Source organism: Amycolatopsis sp. NBC_00355 (genome assembly GCF_036104975.1).
Classification (GTDB): Bacteria; Actinomycetota; Actinomycetes; order Mycobacteriales; family Pseudonocardiaceae; genus Amycolatopsis.
Window position 1 is genome coordinate 3,842,290 of record NZ_CP107982.1, and the last position, 18,039, is coordinate 3,860,328.

At 71.9% G+C, this 18,039-nt stretch carries 17 protein-coding genes and 1 pseudogene; 4 read left to right on the forward strand and 14 right to left on the reverse strand.

From position 1 onward, the window contains the following. Positions 1 to 231: 231 nt before the first annotated feature. Complete coding sequence (locus tag OHS18_RS16615) at positions 232 to 1,446, reverse strand: winged helix-turn-helix domain-containing protein (RefSeq protein WP_328451602.1); 1,215 nt, start codon at positions 1,444 to 1,446, stop codon at positions 232 to 234. A gap of 59 nt (positions 1,447 to 1,505) precedes the next feature. On the opposite strand from OHS18_RS16615, the gene OHS18_RS16620 reads away from it, so the two are divergent. Further along, complete coding sequence (locus OHS18_RS16620; RefSeq protein ID WP_328451601.1) at positions 1,506 to 2,063, forward strand: GNAT family N-acetyltransferase; 558 nt, start codon at positions 1,506 to 1,508, stop codon at positions 2,061 to 2,063. Positions 2,064 to 2,129: 66 nt separating this feature from the next. Here OHS18_RS16620 and OHS18_RS16625 read toward each other — a convergent pair. Further along, positions 2,130 to 2,675: pseudogene (locus tag OHS18_RS16625) on the reverse strand (GtrA family protein); the annotation flags it as partial. Between the two features lies 1 nt (position 2,676). Between OHS18_RS16625 and OHS18_RS16630 the strand changes: the two are divergent. Then, positions 2,677 to 3,195 (forward strand): hypothetical protein, encoded by a 519-nt coding sequence (locus tag OHS18_RS16630; protein ID WP_328617652.1) that lies wholly within the window; start codon positions 2,677 to 2,679, stop codon positions 3,193 to 3,195. Between the two features lie 130 nt (positions 3,196 to 3,325). Here the strand turns inward: OHS18_RS16630 and OHS18_RS16635 are convergent, their stop codons facing one another. The 9 genes from OHS18_RS16635 to truB all read right to left on the reverse strand — a co-directional run bounded on the left by OHS18_RS16635 (position 3,326) and on the right by truB (position 11,840). Further along, positions 3,326 to 3,772: a tetratricopeptide repeat protein gene (locus tag OHS18_RS16635; RefSeq protein WP_328617653.1), complete on the reverse strand. Its 447-nt coding sequence runs from the start codon at positions 3,770 to 3,772 to the stop codon at positions 3,326 to 3,328. Next, positions 3,769 to 4,509 (reverse strand): 4-hydroxy-tetrahydrodipicolinate reductase, encoded by a 741-nt coding sequence (gene dapB, locus OHS18_RS16640; RefSeq protein ID WP_328617654.1) that lies wholly within the window; start codon positions 4,507 to 4,509, stop codon positions 3,769 to 3,771. The genes OHS18_RS16635 and dapB overlap by 4 nt, the downstream gene beginning before the upstream one ends. Next, complete coding sequence (locus OHS18_RS16645) at positions 4,506 to 5,870, reverse strand: M16 family metallopeptidase (protein WP_328451593.1); 1,365 nt, start codon at positions 5,868 to 5,870, stop codon at positions 4,506 to 4,508. The genes dapB and OHS18_RS16645 overlap by 4 nt, the downstream gene beginning before the upstream one ends. Positions 5,871 to 5,967: 97 nt before the next feature. Further along, entirely contained in the window at positions 5,968 to 8,214 is a 2,247-nt protein-coding gene (locus tag OHS18_RS16650) for a polyribonucleotide nucleotidyltransferase (RefSeq protein ID WP_328617655.1), read from the reverse strand. A gap of 227 nt (positions 8,215 to 8,441) precedes the next feature. Further along, the gene (rpsO, locus tag OHS18_RS16655; protein ID WP_003084034.1) at positions 8,442 to 8,711 is read right to left on the reverse strand and encodes a 30S ribosomal protein S15; all 270 of its coding nucleotides are present in this window, start codon (positions 8,709 to 8,711) and stop codon (positions 8,442 to 8,444) included. A gap of 132 nt (positions 8,712 to 8,843) precedes the next feature. After that, positions 8,844 to 9,347: an RNA 2',3'-cyclic phosphodiesterase gene (thpR, locus tag OHS18_RS16660; RefSeq protein ID WP_328617656.1), complete on the reverse strand. Its 504-nt coding sequence runs from the start codon at positions 9,345 to 9,347 to the stop codon at positions 8,844 to 8,846. After that, complete coding sequence (locus OHS18_RS16665) at positions 9,347 to 9,820, reverse strand: helix-turn-helix transcriptional regulator (RefSeq protein WP_328451585.1); 474 nt, start codon at positions 9,818 to 9,820, stop codon at positions 9,347 to 9,349. Before OHS18_RS16665 ends, thpR begins: the two co-directional genes overlap by 1 nt. Before the next feature lie 123 nt (positions 9,821 to 9,943). After that, positions 9,944 to 10,906 (reverse strand): bifunctional riboflavin kinase/FAD synthetase, encoded by a 963-nt coding sequence (locus OHS18_RS16670; RefSeq protein WP_328451583.1) that lies wholly within the window; start codon positions 10,904 to 10,906, stop codon positions 9,944 to 9,946. Positions 10,907 to 10,934: 28 nt separating this feature from the next. Beyond that, a complete protein-coding gene (truB, locus tag OHS18_RS16675; RefSeq protein ID WP_328451581.1) occupies positions 10,935 to 11,840 on the reverse strand; it encodes a tRNA pseudouridine(55) synthase TruB in 906 nt (301 codons plus the stop codon). A gap of 123 nt (positions 11,841 to 11,963) precedes the next feature. Between truB and OHS18_RS16680 the strand changes: the two genes are divergently transcribed. Continuing rightward, a complete protein-coding gene (locus OHS18_RS16680; RefSeq protein ID WP_328451579.1) occupies positions 11,964 to 12,440 on the forward strand; it encodes a GNAT family N-acetyltransferase in 477 nt (158 codons plus the stop codon). Between the two features lie 9 nt (positions 12,441 to 12,449). On the opposite strand, the gene OHS18_RS16685 is transcribed toward OHS18_RS16680, so the two are convergent. From OHS18_RS16685 to OHS18_RS16695, 3 genes are all read right to left on the reverse strand, one after another. After that, on the reverse strand, positions 12,450 to 13,775 hold the full coding sequence (locus OHS18_RS16685; protein WP_328617657.1) for an MFS transporter: 1,326 nt from the start codon (positions 13,773 to 13,775) through the stop codon (positions 12,450 to 12,452). 377 nt (positions 13,776 to 14,152) lie between these two features. Continuing rightward, a complete protein-coding gene (locus tag OHS18_RS16690; RefSeq protein ID WP_328618535.1) occupies positions 14,153 to 15,472 on the reverse strand; it encodes an MATE family efflux transporter in 1,320 nt (439 codons plus the stop codon). Positions 15,473 to 15,530: 58 nt separating this feature from the next. Next, positions 15,531 to 16,520 carry a DHH family phosphoesterase gene (locus tag OHS18_RS16695; protein WP_328451575.1) on the reverse strand — a complete coding sequence of 330 codons (990 nt, stop codon included), beginning with the start codon at positions 16,518 to 16,520 and terminating at the stop codon, positions 15,531 to 15,533. 25 nt (positions 16,521 to 16,545) lie between these two features. Between OHS18_RS16695 and OHS18_RS16700 the strand changes: the two genes are divergently transcribed. After that, positions 16,546 to 17,577 carry a TRM11 family SAM-dependent methyltransferase gene (locus OHS18_RS16700; RefSeq protein WP_328617658.1) on the forward strand — a complete coding sequence of 344 codons (1,032 nt, stop codon included), beginning with the start codon at positions 16,546 to 16,548 and terminating at the stop codon, positions 17,575 to 17,577. Positions 17,578 to 18,039 lie beyond the last annotated feature (462 nt).

Genomic DNA, 18,039 nt, shown 5'->3' on the forward strand with positions numbered 1-18,039 from the left:
CCGGCCTGCTCCGATGCGCGGGTTCGGCATTGCGACCCGGGCGGATCGCTCGCCACGGCCGGCCGCTCACCCGGCACCGGCTCTGACGCCGCGGAGCGGGCCCGCAGCTCATGCGGGACGACCGGGATGGCCCGGTCGCCTCGGCTCCCGCACTCAGCAACGGCCGGGCGAATCGGCCGCCGGGCCTGCCCGCTCCCTCGGCGCCGACCGGAACAGGGTCGGTCGCCGCCTTCAGCGCACCAGCTTCGCCAATGCCGGGGCCAGGTCGCCGCGCGCGCCCACCGCGACGCCCGACAGGCCCAGCCACTCCGCCATGTGCGTCAGCTCCGCCGCCAGTTCCGGGAGCAGCCGGGCGATGTCCGCGCCCTCCTCGGCGAACGCGCCCTGGACGCGCAGGACGCCCGCCGCGCGGTCGGACTTCAGGTCGACGCGGGCCACCAGCTCGCCGTCCAGCAGGAACGGGAACACGTAGTACCCGTACACCCGCTTCGGCTCCGGGACGTAGATCTCGATGCGGTAGTGGAACCCGAACAGCCGCTCGGTCCGCGCGCGCTCCCAGATCAGCGGGTCGAACGGGCACAGCAGCGCCCGGCCCGCCACCGCCCGGGGCGTCCGTGCCTCGACGTGCCGGTACGCCTGGGCCTTCCAGCCGCGGACCGCCACCGGCTCCAGGACCCCGGACTCGACCAGCTCCGCCACCGCCTGACGCGCCGGGGCCGGACCGAGGCGGTAGTAGTCGCGCAGGTCCGTCTCCGTGGCGACGCCCAACGCGCGCGCCGAACGGTCGATCAGTCCGCGGGCGCCCTCGTCGGCCGGCACCGAGCGCGCCAGGATCTCCGGGGGGACCACCCGCTCGGTCAGGTCGTACAGCCGCTCGAACGACCGGCGCGAGCCCGTGGTCAGCTGGCCGACGCCGAACAGGTACTCGCAGACGCGCTTGACCTCGGACCGCTCCCACCACGAGCCCGGGCCGCGGCGCTGCGCGTCCGCCTCGACCTGGCGCTCGATGCCGCCCGCGCCGATCGGACCCAGCTCCTTGACCACCGAAAGGATCTCGTCGACCAGCCCCGGCGACTTCTCGATCAGCGGCCCGTAGTGCTTCCACCAGCCGTCGCGCTTCGCGCCCGACCGGATCAGCGGCCAGTCCTCGACCGGCAGCAGGCTCGCCTCGTGCGCCCACGTCTCCACCAGCAGCCGCGGCTGCTTCGCCGAGTGCGACCACGCCGCGCTGTCCAGCAACGCCGGGTCGTACGCCCCCAGGCGCGAGAACACCGGCATGTAGTGCGCCCGGACCGCGACGTTCACCGAGTCCAGCTGCAGCAGCCGGACGCGCGAGAGCACGCGTTTGAGGTGCCGCCGGGACGGCTCGCCGGAGGGACGCGGGTCGCTGAAGCCCTGCGCGGCCAGGAAGGTCTTCCGGGCCGTCGCGACACTGATCGTCTGCATGATGCCGCCATCGTGCCAGCCACCACCGACAGTTTTCGCGAGGGCGATATCTTCAGCCCATGAGCGACGCCGCCGTCCGCCCCGCCGACCTGTCCGACGCCGCGGAGATCGCCCGCATCCAGCGCGAAACCTGGCACGCCGCCTACGAGGACCTCCTCGGCAAGCAGGCCCTGGCCGAGCTGGACGGCACCGACCTGGTCGGCACCTGGACCGAGACCATCGACTACCCGGACAGCCTGGTCTACGTCGCCACCGAAGGCGAGTTCACCGTCGGGTTCTGCGTCGCGGGCCGCGCCCCGGAGGGCGAGGTCGCCGCCGCCGACGGATCGCTGCCCGAGGACGCCGGCACCACCGGCCTGATCGCCACCCTGCTCGTCGAGCCGCGGTGGGGTCGTCGCGGCCACGCCGGGCGGCTACTCGCGACGGCCGCCGCCGGGCTGCGGGCCGACGGCGCCACCCGCGGCATCGCCTGGGTCGCCCAGGGCGACCACGCCTCCCTCGGCTTCTACCGCCGAGCCGGCTGGAACCCCGACAGCACGGTCCGCACCCTCGACACCGGTGAACGCATGCTGCGCGAGGTCCGGCTCACCGGCACCCTCGCGCTGTCCCTCGCCTGAGTCCCGGAAGAGCACCCACCGCATCACGGCGTACATGAAGACGCCCTCGCCGGCGCCCGCCAGCACCCGCGCGAGGTGGTATTCGACGCCGAGCGCGCTCAGTCCCGCGCCCACGCCCAGCAGAAACACCGCGTAATTGACGGCGATCGCCCCGATGTAAAGCACGAGCTGGATTCCGACGGCCGTGTGGGAATGGAAGTTGAACGTCCGGTTCAGCACGAAGCTCACCGCGAACGCGCAGACGTACGCCAGCGTGATGCCGAGCCACACCGGCCAGCCCAGCAGCCCGTGGAAAACGGTCAGCAGGCCGAGGTCGAGGCCGAACGTGAAGCCGTTGATCAGGCAAAACCCGAGAAACGTCGGCGCCACGATCCGCGACAGACCCAGCGGGAGGAACCGCACGACGGTCCGGCACAGGGCGCCGAACCGGTCGGCGGGCGTACGAAGGCGCTCGGCGGCCACGCCGTCAGCGTTCCAGCGGGAGGTGGCCGGAAACCGTCCGGCAGGTGATCTTCTGGTGCGGACCACCGGCCGAAGAGTAGGGCCAACCCCAGTGCGTGGAGATTTCGAACTGATAACTTGGAAGACCGGGAGCAAATCAGGAGGTGACACGATGAGCTGGATCCTGCTGACGCTGGGCGTCGCGTTCGGTTCGGCCCTCGTGCCGCTGATCAACGCCGAGGTGTTCCTGATCGGGCTGTGCGCGAGCCACCCGGGGCTGCACTGGCTGTGGCTCGGCGCGGCCGTCGCGGTGGGCCAGATCGCCGGGAAGACGCTGTACTACCTGGCCGCGCGCGGCACCATCAAGCTGCCGAAACCGCTGCACGACCGGCTGCACCGCGAACGTCCGATGACGGCCCGCAGGGTGCGCTGGGAGCTGCGGACGAAGAAGATCCGCGCGAGGGTGGACGCCCTGCGCGAGCGCTGCCACCGCCACCCCCACTGGATGGCCGGGACGTACGGCGTGAGCTCCCTGGTCGGCCTGCCGCCCTTCATGGCGACGAGCGTCCTCGCGGGGCTGGTCCGCATGCGCCTGGCGACGTTCCTGACGGCCGGCCTGACCGGACGCTGGATCCGCTTCAGCCTGATCGCCGCCGCGCCCGCGGTCTTCGCGGGCTGGATGCACCACTGACACCCGGCCCCGCCACAGGTGAAATCCGCGTGAGGTGTCGCATCTTTCCTAGGGAAAGTGACGCCTCACGGGCAGCGCGGCGCATCTTTCCTAGGGAAAGTGACGTCTCGCCGGGGGTGACCGGGCGGGGTCAGTGGTCGGCGGCTTCCAGTTCCAGGGCCTTTTTCATCGTCTCGCGGGCCCGGCGGCGGTCACCCGCGATGTCGTAGGCGTACGCGAGCTTGTACCAGGCGCGCCAGTTCTCCTGGTCCGCCTGGACCTCCGCGCGGCGCTGGTCGAACCACGCGTCGGCCGCGTCGCGGTCCACCCGGCCCGACGGGCGGCGCGGCAGGTCGGAGACGTCCGGGAGCTCGCCCTCGCTGTCCAGCCGACGGGACAGCCGCTGGATCTGCAGGCCGTTGCGCCAGGTGACCACGACGATCCAGATCCCCAGGATCGGCAGCAGCAGCACGCCGATCCCGAGCGCGATGCCCAGGCCGGTACCCGACGCGAACAGCGCGAACGCCCGGTCCGCGAGCAGGACCAGGTAGACGACCAGCGCCGCCGTCATCAGCAGCGCGACGTTGCGCGCCTTCACAGGTCGAGCACGTTCTCCAGGCCGACCGTCAGGCCGGGACGCGTGAGCACCGTGCGCACGCCGAGCAGCACACCCGGCATGAACGACGTCCGGTCGAGGGAGTCGTGGCGGATGGTCAGGGTCTCCCCCTCGCCGCCGAACAGGATCTCCTCGTGCGCGACCAGCCCGGGCAGCCGGACAGAGTGGACGCGGACGTCCTCGACTGTGGCGCCGCGGGCCCCGTCCAGTTCGGCCGTCGTCGCGTCCGGACCCGGCTCGACCCCGGCCTCGGCACGCGCCGCGGCGATCATCCGGGCGGTGTGCGCGGCGGTGCCCGAGGGCGCGTCGGCCTTGCGGTTGTGGTGCAGCTCGATGATCTCGGCCGAGGCGTAGAACTTCGCTGCCTGCGCCGCGAAGCGCATCGCCAGCACCGCGCCGAGCGCGAAGTTCGGCGCGATCAGCACACCCAGCGACGGCTTCGGCGCCAAGAGCTCGCGAAGCTCGGAGAGGCGTTCCTCGCTGAAGCCGGTGGTGCCGACGACCGCGTGGATGTCGTGCGCCACCAGGTACTTCAGGTTGTCCATCACGGCGTCGGGGTGGGTGAAGTCGACGACGACCTGGGCCTCGGACAGTGCCGCGAAGTCGTCCCCGGCGTCGAGCGCGGCGACGACCTTCATGTCGCCGGCGCTTTCGACGGCCTTCACCACCGTCGCGCCCATCCGGCCGCGGGCGCCGAGCACACCGACGTTGATGGTCATGAAGCGATCACCTCGTGCAAATCATCAGGAAGGTCGTCGGCGTGAGCGTACGGCCCGACGACCGCCGCCGCCGAGACCCCGCCCGGCCGTGCGAACAAAGTGCGAGCGAGCGCACACACCTCGTCGGTGGTGACGGCGTCGATGCGCGCGATCGTGTCGTCGACGCCCAGGTAGTGGGCGTAGTTGAGCTCGTTCTTGCCGATCCGCGACATCCGCGACGACGTGTCCTCCAGGCCCAGCACGATCCCGCCGCGCAGCTGACCCTTGGCCCGGACCACCTCGGCCTCGGTCAGGCCGTCGACGCCGACCTTGTCGAGCACCTCGCGGATCACGCCCGCGACGTCCCCGAGCTTCTCCGGCTGGCAGCCCGCGTACACGGACATGTGACCGGTGTCGGAGTAGCTCGCGACCGACGAGTACACCTGGTACGCCAGCCCGCGCTGCTCGCGGATCTCCTGGAACAGCCGCGAGCTCATGCCGCCGCCGAGCGCCGCGTTGAGCACCGACAGCGCGAACCGGCGGTCGTCGTGGCGCGACAGCGACCGCAGGCCGAGCATGACGTGCGCCTGCTCCGTGTCGTCGGTGTGCAGGGCCAGCTTCGGCGGGGTCTTGATCCGCGCCCGGCCCTCACGCGGCGCGAGCGGCGTCGCGCCGCCGGTCAGCCGTTCCTTCAAAGCCTTGCGCACCAACCGAAGCACCTGGTTGTGCTCGATGTTCCCGGCCACCGCCAGCACCATCCGCGGCAGCGTGTAGCGGCGCTTGTAGAACCCGCGCAGGGCGGCAGGCGACATCTCGATGATCGACTTCTCGGTGCCGAGCACCGGGCGGCCGAGCGCGTGGTCGCCGAGAATCGCGCTGACGAACGTCTCGTGCAGCAGGTCTTCGGGGTCGTCGTCGCGCATCGAGATCTCTTCGAGGACGACGCTGCGTTCCATGTCCATGTCGCGGTCGGTGCAGAGCGCCTCGAACACGACGTCGGTGACCAGGTCCACGGCCAGCGGAAGGTCGGCGTCGAGCACCTGCGCGTAGTAGCAGGTGTGCTCCTTCGCGGTGAAGGCGTTGAACTCGCCGCCGACCGCGTCGATCTCCTCGGCGATCTGCGTGGCGTCGCGGTGCCGGGTTCCCTTGAACAGCAGGTGTTCGAGGTAGTGCGCGGCCCCGGCGACGGCGTCCGGTTCGTCGCGCGAGCCGATGCCGACCCACAGCCCGACCGTCGCCGACCGGGACGCCGGCACGTGCTCGGTGATCACGCGCAGACCGCCGGCGAGCACACTGCGCTTGACGACCGCACCGTCCGGAGTGGACTCCAGCGTGCGGGTGGTGCCGACGGGCTGCTCGTGCCCGGAAACCTGCCGTGCCATGGGTTCCTTACTCACGATGCCGTGAAGGCCTCCTCACCGGGAGACGGCGAGGAGGCCTTCGACGGAACTGTCACGAACCGGACGAGCCGGGTCTTGCTTAGGCGTCGGCCTTCTCGGCGTCGGCGTCGGCGGCGGGAGTGGCGGCCGGGGCCTCCTCCTCCTGGACGACGATCAGGCTGATCTTGCCGCGGTTGTCGATGTCGGCGATCTCGACGCGGAGCTTGTCGCCCACGTTGACGACGTCCTCGACCTTGGCGATCCGCTTGCCGTTGCCCAGCTTGGAGATGTGCACCAGGCCGTCCTTGCCCGGCAGCAGCGAGACGAACGCGCCGAAGGCGGCGGTCTTCACCACGGTGCCGAGGAAGCGCTCGCCGACCTTGGGCAGCTGCGGGTTGGCGATGGCGTTGATCAGGTCGATCGCCGCCTCCGCCGACGGGCCGTCGGCCGCGCCCACGTAGATCGTGCCGTCGTCCTCGATGGAGATGTCGGCACCGGTCTGCTCGGTGATCGAGTTGATCATCTTGCCCTTCGGGCCGATGACCTCGCCGATCTTGTCCACCGGGATCTTCACGCTGGTGACGCGCGGCGAGTACGGGCTCATCTCGTCCGGGCCGTCGATCGCCTCGGCGATGACCTCCAGGATGGTGAGACGGGCGTCCTTCGCCTGCTTCAGCGCGGCGGCGAGCACCTCGGAGGGGATGCCGTCGAGCTTCGTGTCCAGCTGCAGGGCGGTGATGATGTCCTTGGTGCCGGCGACCTTGAAGTCCATGTCGCCCATGGCGTCCTCGGCCCCGAGGATGTCGGTCAGCGCGACGTAGCGCGTCTCGCCGTCGACCTCGTCGGAGATGAGGCCCATCGCGATGCCCGCGACCGGCGCCTTCAGCGGCACACCGGCGTTGTACAGGCCCATGGTGGACGCGCAGACCGAGCCCATCGAGGTCGAGCCGTTGGAGCCCAGCGCCTCGGAGACCTGGCGGATCGCGTACGGGAACTCGTCGCGCTTCGGCAGCACCGGGACCAGGGCGCGCTCGGCGAGCATGCCGTGGCCGATCTCGCGCCGCTTCGGCGAACCGACGCGGCCGGTCTCGCCGGTGGAGAACGGCGGGAAGTTGTAGTGGTGCATGTAGCGCTTGTGCGTCTCCGGGGACAGCGAGTCGATCTGCTGCTCCAGGCGAAGCATGTTCAGCGTGGTGACGCCCAGGATCTGCGTTTCTCCACGCTCGAAGAGTGCCGAACCGTGGGCCCGCGGGATCACGGCGACCTCGGCCGAGAGCGACCGGATGTCGGTCAGGCCACGGCCGTCCATGCGGATCTTGTCCGTCAGGACGCGCTTGCGCATGACCTTCTTGGACAGCGCCTTGAACGCGGCGCCGATCTCCTTCTCGCGGCCCTCGAAGGCTTCGCCCTCGTTGATGCCGACCTTCTCCAGCACGGCGGCCTTGACCTGGTCGGTCGCGGCGTCGCGGTCCTGCTTGCCGGCGATCTGCAGGGCGTTCGCCAGGTCGTCGGTCGCGATCGCGGCGACGGCGTCGAAGGCGTCCTGCTCGTAGGCCAGGAAGACCGGGAACTCGCCGGTCGGCTTGGCGGCGACGTCGGCCAGCTTCTGCTGGGCTTCGCACAGCACCTTGATGAACGGCTTGGCCGCCTCGAGGCCCTGCGCGACCGAGACCTCGTCCGGCGCCTTGCCACCCTCGGCGATCAGGTCGAGCGTGTTCTCGGTGCCCTCGGCCTCGACCATCATGATCGCGACGTCATCACCGACGATGCGGCCGGCGACGACCATGTTGAAGGTGGCCTTCGCGAGCTGCGACCAGGTCGGGAACGCGACCCACTGGTCCTCGATCAGGGCGACGCGGACGCCGCCGACCGGGCCCGAGAACGGCAGGCCGGCGATCTGGGTCGACGCCGACGCGGCGTTGATGGCCAGCACGTCGTACGGGTCGTCCGGGTTGAGGCTCTGGACGGTGATGACGACCTGGATCTCGTTGCGGAGACCGTCGGTGAACGACGGGCGCAGCGGCCGGTCGATCAGGCGGCAGGTCAGGATCGCGTCGGTCGAGGGGCGGCCCTCACGGCGGAAGAACGCGCCGGGGATGCGGCCGGCCGCGTACATGCGCTCCTCGACGTCCACCGTCAGGGGGAAGAAGTCGAAGTGGTCCTTCGGGTGCTTCGACGCGGTCGTCGCCGAGAGCAGCATGGTCTCTTCGTCGAGGTACGCGACGACGGCGCCGGCGGCCTGCTTGGCCAGGCGGCCCGTCTCGAAGCGGACGGTGCGGGTGCCGAAGCGGCCGTTGTCGATCACGGCTTCTGCTTCGTGCACGGTGACTCCGGTGGAGTCGGTCATAGGGTGTTTCTCCTCTTTAGTTCCTTCGTACGACGCGAGTCTCCCACCCTGGGACCCGATTCGCTGAGGACGCTCGAGGAGTGATGCCGGTCTTCGATCGAAGCCCCCGGGACTCTTTCCCGGAAGCCACTACCGAGGACCGGCGGACGGTTCCCCGGGCGCGCTCGCGCCGTTGTTCTCTCAAACCGAAGGGGAGCGACCGGCGGTCACTCCCCTTCGGGTTCAAGCTATCGGCGCAGGCCGAGGCGCTGGATCAGCGCACGGTAACGCTCGATGTCCACCTTCATCACGTAGTTCAGCAGCCGGCGGCGACGGCCGACCAGCAGCAGGAGCCCGCGACGCGAGTGGTGGTCGTGCTTGTGAGCCTTGAGGTGCTCGGTGAGGCCGACGATCCGCTTGGTCAGCAGCGCGACCTGGGCCTCGGGGGATCCCGTGTCCGAGTCGTGCACGCCGTACTCGGCCAGGATCGACTTCTTCTCTTCGGTGGACAGCGCCACTTGTGTAACTCCTCGAGATAATCAGTGCCGTGCGGCCCCGGACGCGGAATGAACGCCGGGAAGTCGGTCACGGCCGCCACGGACTGCAGCCGGACCCGATCATTGAGGTTACCAGCCCGCTGAACTGTGCCTTCAGGCGCGGTTCAGCTCGAACTCGCGGGCCACCCGGTAGCGGGTTCCGCCCGGTTCGCGCTCGCTGGTCATCAGCGCCACCCGCGTAGCCTGCCAGTTCCGGCTCGTGAAGCCGGCCAGCTCCGCGGTCCACCGCTCGGCGGGCCCGGGTTCTTCCCGGGGGAACCGCGCCAGCGTCAAGTGGGCCACGTACGGCCTCGCCTCGGCGCCGGCCCCCGCGGCGTGCGCGAGCGGCGTCAGCTCCGTTCCGGCGACAGTCAACCACAGCACCCCGGGGAACGTCGCGGCCTTTTCCAGCCGGACGTCCACCGCCCGCCGGCCGGCCAGCCGGTCCGCCAGCCAGGCCGCGCGGACGGCGAGGTCGTCCCGGCCGTAGTAGGCGAGCGTGACGTGCCACCTCTCCGGCGGCTCCCAGGTCAGGCCGTCGCCGGGCTCCCCCAGCGCCTCGGCGACCGCTTCGACGACGTCGTCCGGCGGGAGCAGGGCGCTGAACAGGGCCGTCATCAGCCGCCGTGACCGGCCCGGCGCAGCAGGTCGGCGATCGCCGGGAACTCGTCGTCGAGCCGCTTGGCGGCCTCGCCCAGGTCCTCGTCCTCGGCCAGGTCCCGCAGGTAGGCGAGGACTTTCTGGTCTTCGTTGACCACCGGGATGTTGTCGCGGCCGACGGTGGGCCGGGAGTCGCGGACGTCCTCCATCGCGGCCAGCATCGCGTCGCGGTTGCCGGCGGCGACCTCGGGGACCAGGATCTTGCGTTCGAGCATGATCATCCGGGCCAGCACGACCGGGTTGCCGATCTTCGCGCGCCGCCCGCTCATCACCTGGCTGAGCATGGGGGCGCTGATGCCGAGGACCTCGGCCAGGAACGCCTGCGAAACGTCGAAGGCGACGACGAGCCGGCGCACGCGGTCGCCCAGGGGCTCCCCGTACCACTCCCGCTGCAGCGCGATGTTCCGCTGGACGATCTTGTGGTCCTCCACCAGTTCCGCTCCCCTAAACCGCCGCTTCGCCCGCACAGTCTGCACGCACACTGTCCGTGAGCATCTTGCCATCACGATCACGTCCGTGAACGCGGAATTCCCCTTTTCGCCCCGGTCGAGGCGCTACCCCGCGTCCGGGAGGGCCTTTCTGGTCTGGACGACGTCCTCGTCGATCTGGGTGACCAGCCCGGCCGAGTCGGCGAACCGGACCTGATCGCGCAACCGGGTGACGAAGTCGATCGCGACGTGCTGGCCGTAGAAGTCCTCGTCGACGTCGAGGACGAACGCCTCGACGGTGCGCTCGCGCCCGGAGAACGTCGGGTTCGTGCCCACCGACACCGCGGCGCGCAGCCGCCGCGACGGGTCCGCCGAGCGGGTGAACCAGGCGCTGTAGACGCCGTCGGCCGGGACGGCGGCGAACCGCGGGGTCGACAGGTTCGCCGTCGGGTAGCCGAGTTCGTGGCCCCGGCCGTCGCCGCGGACGACGATGCCCTCGAGCCGGTGCGGGCGGCCGAGCGCCTCGGCGGCGGCGACCACGTCCCCGGCGTCGATGCAGGACCGGACGTACGTGCTGGAGAACGTGATGGCCGACTGGTCCTCTTCGGACAGTTCCTTGCCCTGCAGTTCCGCGCCGTAGGCGGCGAAGCCGAAGCGGCGGCCGAGGGTGCGCAGCAGCTCGACGGTGCCGGCGGCCTTGGCGCCGAAGGTGAAGTTGTCGCCGACGATCACCGCGGCCGCGTGCAGCCGGTCGACCAGCACCTCGTGCACGAACTCCTCCGGCTGCAGCCGGGACAGCTCCAAGGTGAACGGCAGCACGCAGAAGACGTCGACGCCGAGGCCTTCGACGAGCTGGGCCTTGCGCCGCAACGTCGTCAGCTGCGCCGGGTGGCTCCCGGGGCGCAGCACCTCCGACGGGTGCGGGTCGAAGGTCAGGACCACGCTCGGCAGGCCGCGCTCGGCGGCCGCGGCGGCGGTCCGGTTGATGAGCTCCTGGTGCCCGCGGTGTACCCCGTCGAACACGCCGATGGTGACCACGCACCGGCCCCAGCCGCCGGGAAGGTCCCCCAGCCCACGCCACCGCAGCACGTCACTCTCCCGTCTTTCCGGCCCCACCCTAGGCGGGCAGCAACACGACCACTGCTTTGGACACGCCTTGTTCATCCGCGGCCAGCGCGAGCACCCGGCCGTCGGGTCCGAAGAGGCCGTAGGTGCCCTCGAGCCCGGCCGCCGGGATGCGCTGGCCGTGGCGGACCGCCTTGGCCGTCGCGGCGTCGAGGTCACGCCGCGGGAAGGCGGCGGCGACGGCGGCGTCGAGGTCCAGGCTCAGCTCGGGCTGCTCCTCCAGCTGGTCCAGCGTGCGCGCCCTGGCCAGGCTGAACGGGCCGACCGTGGTGCGCCGCAAGGCCATCAGGTGACCGCCGACGCCGAGGTCGGCGCCCAGGTCGCGGGCCAGCGCGCGGACGTAGGTGCCGGACGAGCACTCGACGACGGCGTCGACCTCGACGTGGTCGTCCTCGTGGCGGATGCCCAGGACGTCGAAGCGGTAGACGGTCACCGGGCGCGGCGGGATGACGACGTCCTCCCCCGCGCGGACCCGGGCGTAGGCGCGCTTGCCGTCGATCTTGACGGCGCTGACCGCGCTGGGCACCTGCTGGATGGCGCCGGTGAGCTTGGCGATCCCGGCGGTGATCGCCTCGTCGGTCACCGCGCCGGTTTCCGCCGTGGTGAGGATTTCGCCCTCGGCGTCGTCGGTCGTGGTGCTGCTGCCCATCGACAGCGTCGCCAGGTAGGTCTTGCGGTCGAGCGCCAGGTGGCCGAGCAGCTTGGTGGCGCGCTCGATGCCGAGCACCAGCACGCCGGTCGCCATCGGGTCGAGCGTGCCGGCGTGCCCGACCTTGCGGGTGCCCATGAACCGGCGGGCGCGGGCGACGACGTCGTGCGACGTCATCCCGGCGGGCTTGTCGACGATCACGAGACCGGGCGGCGGGGCGGGGCGGCGGGGCGGTTTGGGGCTCGACACGCGGCAAACCCTAGCGGCCGCTGATCGTCGGCCGATCGGGTGCGTTCGGGCGGCGCGATCGGCGTGGCGGGTAAGGCAGCCGGGTGCTTGAGCGGTGGCGCGGCGGAGGGCCAGGATGAAGGCGTGGCGAAGATCGAAGTCCGGCCCGCCGCGGCGGCCGAGTTCGAAGCCGTCGCCGGGCTGCGGTGGCGCTGGGTCGCCGAGCGGGACGGCCTGCCCGCCGCCGGGCGCGACCGGTTCGTGCGGGAGTTCGGCGCGTGGGCGCGGGAGCACGCGGCCACCCACCGGTGCCTGGTGGTGGTGCGCGAAGACGAGGTGCTCGGGATGGCGTTCCTCGCGATCACCGCGCGCGTGCCGACGCCGACGGCGTTCACCCGGGCCGCCGGCGACGTGCAGAGCGTCTACGTCTCGCCGGAAGTCCGCGACAGCGGCCTCGGCGGCCTGCTGATCCACGGGATCCTCCGCCTGGCCGCGGACCTCGGGCTCGAGCGGGTCACGGTGCATTCGTCGAGACGCGCGGTGCCGGCCTACGAGCGGCGCGGGTTCGCCGTGGCCCGGCACCTCATGCAGGCCGAGATCCCGGGGCCGGGCGGGCCCTGACGCCCCGGGTCAGGCGGCGACGATCGGCGTCTCCGGCAGGGCCGCGTCCCAGCGGCGGCGGGTGATCCGGACCGGCAGTTCCTCGCCGCGGGCCTCGGCGAGGAACAGGTGGGTGCGCGTGCGGCGCCACCACACGAGCATCCGCGAGGTGCCGATCGCCAGGAGCACGACGATCGTCAGCAGGGACCACCGGAAGTTCCCGCCGGTCCACTGCAGCAGCACGCCGACCGCGAGCGCGGCGATCGTCGTCGCGACGAAGCCGCCGACGTTGACCACGCCGGTCGCGGTGCCGACGCGGCTGAGCGGGTTGTAGTCGCGGGCCAGCGCGAAGCCGATCATCGACGCCGGGCCGCCGAGCGCGAGGAAGGCGAACGCGGGCACCAGCAGCGCCACCGGCACCTGGCCGGGCCAGCTCAGCAGCACCGCCCACACCACCGCGGCGCCGCCGATGTAGCCGCCGACCAGCGGCATCCGCAGCGACGGGTGCCGGCCGATCAGGCCACCCAGCAGCGGGCCGCCGGCCATCGAGCCGAAGACGAACACCGTGAGCAGCGCGCTCGCGGCGGCCTTCGACTGCCCCTGGCCCTGCACCAGCCACGGCACACCCCACAGCAGCGTCAGCGCGTTCGGCGCGAACATCGTGCTGAAGTGGACCCAGAACCCCAGGCGCGTCCCCGGGGTCCGCCACGCCTCGGCGACCTGGTGCGCGAGCTCGCGCGGGCGGACGGCTTCGCGGGCCGGCACCTCGACACCGGCCGGGACGTCGCGCACCCGCAGCGTCACGACCAGCGTGTAGAGCACGGTCAGCGCGCCGACCGCAAGGAAGGTGGGCGTCCAGCCGGCGCTGTCGAGCACGAGCGACAGCGGGACGGTGGCGGCGAGGTTCCCGACGTAGCCGATGGCCGCGGTGAACGACGTCAGCAGCGCATACTGGCGGCCCGGGAAATGGGCCGCGACCAGCCGCAGCACGCTGACGAACGTGAGCGCGTCGCCGAGGCCGAGCACACCGCGGGCGAGCAGGCCGAGGCCGTAGGAGTGCGCGACGCCGAGCAGGAGCTGGCCGGCGCCGAGGATCAGCACGGCGACGGTGAGCACGCGGCGCGGGCCGTAGCGGTCGACCAGGACGCCGGTCGGGATCTGCATCGCGGCGTAGACGCCGACCTGCAGCACGGTGAACGTGCCGAGCGCGGCCGCGCCGACGCCGAAGCGTTCGGCCGCCTGCAGCCCGGCGACGCCGAAGGAGGTGCGGTGGAACACCGCGAGGAGGTAGACGGTGACGGCGGCGAGCCAGATGAGCCAGGACCGGGCGGTGGCGCGGCCGGTGGCGGGCGGCACGGGGACCTCCAGTGATCAGGGGCTTGCGGTACGGGACGCCCTCACTGCCGTCCCCACTACTTGTAGCGCCTAAGCAACGGCGAAACCTAGCCGTTACCCCGGTGGCGTTCACCACACGGGTTCACCGGCTTTCCCGAATCGGAGGGCCTTCGAAGCGCTGACGTCGGCGGCGGGGCCGTGCGACGTCCTGGTGACGTCGGCCGGTCCGGCGGCGGGGTCGATCGTGGCGATCCCGTCGGCGGCCGCGGTGCTCGGGAGCCGCGGGTACCCGGCGTACGCGCCGTCCGGGCGGTCGAGCGGGAGCGGTACGCGGTGTACCCGGACCGGTCGGTGGCCCTGCTCGCGGCGCGGGGCCCGCTGGCCGCGCCGTTCCCACGTCAGGCGGGGCGGATGGCGCCGGTGACCGCCCAGTTTCCCGAGCGCCAGCGGACCAGGACCGCCACCAGGCGCAGGACCATGAAGAGCGAGAGCCCGGTCCAGATGCCCGTGAGGCCCCAGCCGAAGCCGAGGGACGCCCAGATCAGCGGGAGGAAGCCCAGGGCCGCGCTGCCGAGCGTCGCGTTGCGGAGGAAGGCCGCGTCGCCCGCGCCCAGCAGCACGCCGTCCAGGGCGAAGACCACACCCGCGATCGGTTGCAGCGCCACGAAGAACCACCACGCGTGCGGGACCTCGGCCAGCACCCCCGCGTCGGACGTGAAGGCGTGCGGCAGCACCCACGACAGCGCCGCGAACAGCACCCCCAGGAAGCACCCCATCAGCAGCCCGTACCTGGTGATCTGCGTGGCGACGCCGCGCGCCTGCCGCGCCGAGCCGGCGCCGAGCGCGGCCCCGACCAGGGACTGCGCCGCGATCGCGACCGAGTCCAGGATCAGCGAGAGGAACACCCACAGCTGCAGCACCACCTGGTGCGCGCCGACCGCCTCGGTCGACGTCCGGGCCGCGACGGCCGCCGCCGAGACGAAGCACGCCTGGAACCCGAGGCTGCGCAGCACCAGGTCGCGGCCGAGGCCGAGCTGGGCGCGCATCACCTTGAAGTCCGGCCGCAGGCCCACCTTCTCGCGCACCAGGGCTGCGAAGAACAGCGACGCTGAGATCACCTGCGCGACGACGTTCGCGATCGCCGAGCCCTCCAGGCCGAGCCCGGCCCAGTAGACGAGCGCCGGGCACAGCACGGCCGAGATCCCGTTGCCCGCCAGCACGTACCGCAGCGGTTTGACGGCGTCCTGCACTCCGCGCATCCAGCCGTTGCCGGCCATGGTGACCAGGATCAGCGGCGCCCCGAACAACGCGATCCGCAGCCACGACACCGCGGCGCTCGTGATCTCGTCACTGCCCGAGAGCACCCGCGCGATCGGCCAGGCCAGCAGCTGCCCGGCGACCAGCACGAAGAGCCCGACGAACAGCGCCAGCCACGTCGCCTGGACGCCCTCGCGTACGGCGTCGGCCCGGCGGCCGGCGCCGTGCAGGCGGGCCGTGCGCGACGTCGTGCCGTACGACAGGAACGTCAGCTGGCTCGACACCTGCGACAGCACGACCCCGCCGAGCGCGAGCCCGGCCAGCGACAGCGCGTCGAGGTGGCCGACGACCGCCGTGTCGACCAGCACGTACAACGGCTCGGCGGCCAGCACGCCCAGCGCCGGCACGGCCAGCCCCAGCACCCGCTTGGCCGGGACCCGCTCGCTCTCCTCCACGTTCACCACGAGCCGGACTCTAACCGCCGGCCCCGACAAGTTCCGGCCGGCGGGAACCGGGGTCCTAGAGCAGGGGCGCCCGCTCCAGCGCGGCCCGCAGGCCGGCCAGGACCTCCTCGGCGGTGCCCGGGATGGTGCACCCAGCGGCCTGCCGGTGCCCGCCGCCGCCGAACTCCGCGGCCACCGCGGAGACGTCGATCCCGAGGGAGCGCAACGAGATCTGCCACTGCGCGGGGTTCGCCGGGTCCTGCTTGAGGACCGCCGCCACGGCCGCCTCGCGCACCGAGCGGACGACGTCGACGACCGACTCGACCTCCTCGGCCCGCACCGTGCTCGCGGCGTCGATCCCGACGACCGCGTGCACAAAACCCCTGCCCTGCGCGGCTTCCGGCTCGAGCACGGCGCCGGCCAGCACCGACGACAGCATCGGCAGCCACGCGAACGGGCGCTCGTCGACGATCCGCCGCACCACCGCCTCGGGGTCGACACCCGCCTCCAGCAGCCGCGCCGCCATCCGGTGCGTCTCCGGGCTCGCCCGGCGGAACCCGCTGGTGTCGGTGACGATCCCGGCGTAGAGCCCGCGCGCGATCGGCTCGTCCGGCTCGACGCCCATCGCGTCGAGGACCCGGAACACCAGGATCGCGCTGGCCTCGGCGCTCTCGTCGACGACGTGCTGGGTGCCGTAGAACGTGTTGGTCGCGTGGTGGTCGATCACCAGCACGTCACCGGCCAGCTCGACGCGCCCGGCGAGCCGGCCCAGCCGCTTCGGCACCGGTGTGTCGACGCACACCAGCAGCGCCTCGGTCGTGGGCAGGTCGTCCGGGTGGGTGAGCAGGCCGTCCTCGTCGAGCCACCGCAGCGTCTCGGGCGCTTCGTCGGGCTCGCCGAAGGAGACGCGCACCCGCGCGCCCCGCTGGAGCAGGGCCCGGCCGAGCGCGAGCGCGCTGCCCAGGGCGTCCGCGTCGGGACGGACGTGCCCGAGCACCGTCACGTCGGTCGCCGTGGCGAGCAGAGCGGCCGCGGCCTCGATGTCCTGCGCCAAAGTGGAGGTCACGGTGCGTCACGCTACGCTCTGCGGGATGTCCGAGTACGTGATCCTGGTCCACCCGTCCGCCAACCGGGTCTACGCCGCCTCCTCCCCCGCGCTGCTGCGCGCCGAGCTGGCGGTGTTCGGCACGGCCCTGACGGCCGAGCTGTCCGGGATCGAGGACGTCGAGCTCGGCGGCGTCGGCTACGTCCGCTTCACCAGCTCCGCGCCGCTCGGCGAGCGCGACCTCGCGCTGCTGTCGAACCTGTCGTCGTTGTACGCGCTGTTCGAGCTGGACGGCGACGTGCTGCGCCCGGTGAAGGTGACGCCGCTCGCGAAGGCCGACTCGGACCTGCTGACCATCCAGAAGTACGCGGGCAAGACCAACGAGTCGTTCACCAAGCTGCTGCTGAACGTGACGCTGCTGGCCACCGCGGACCCCGCCTCGGACAAGCCGCGGTACCTGCTCGACCCGCTGTGCGGCCGCGGCACCACGCTCAACCAGGCGATCATGTACGGCCTGCACGCCACCGGCCTGGACGTCGACGCCAAGGACTTCGAGGCGTACGAGGCGTTCATCAAGACGTGGCTGCGGAACAAGCGTGTGAAGCACACGGCGGAGTCCGGCGTGCTGCGCCGCAACAAGGCCCGCCTCGGCCGCCGCCTCGACATCGAGTACGCGATGACCAAAGAGGACTACAAGGCGGGCGACACCCGCAAGCTCGTGTACTTCAACGCGGACACGCTGACGACGGACGAGGTCCTGCGTGCGAACTCCGCCGACGTGATCGTCACGGACGCCCCGTACGGCGTCCAGCACGGCAGCCATCGCGAAGCGGGCCTGCAGCGCAGCCCGCGCGACCTGCTGGCGGCGGCGATCCCGGTGTGGACCCGGGTCCTCAAGCCGGGCGGCGCGCTCGGCATCTCGTGGAACACCACCGTCCTGCCCCGCGAAGAGCTGGTCGCGATCCTGGAGAAGGCCGGCCTCGACGTCCGCGAAGGCGGCCCGTACGACGAGTTCGCCCACCGGGTGGACCAAGCCATCCTCCGCGACCTCGTCGTAGCCGCCAAGCCCACGTCCTGAAAGCGGCCGTCCAGGACGCCAACCCGCCGGCGACGATCCCCGTGTAGACCCGGGTCCTCAAGCCGGGCGGCGCGCTCGGCATCTCCTGGAACACCACCGTCCTGCCCCGCGAAGAACTCGTCGCGATCCTGGAGAAGGCCGGTCGCCACGTCCGCGAAGGCGGGCCCTACGACGAGTTCGCCCACCGGGTCGGGCTCGCCCGCGTAGGCGAGCACCTGCTCGGCCAGGCCGGAGCACCGGCCGTGCCCGGTCGCCGCGGTCGCGGGCGGCAGGGTCGCCGTCTCGCGCGGATGCCCGAGCAGGGCCGCCGGCGACAATCCCCGTGTAGACCCGGGTCCTCAAGCCGGGCAGCGCCGCCGAACCCGCGTCCTGAAAGCGGCCGTCCAGGATCTGGAACCGGGCGGCGGCTCGTTGACCGGGCTCGTCCCGGCTTCCTAAAGTCGACGACGTCAACGGAAAGCG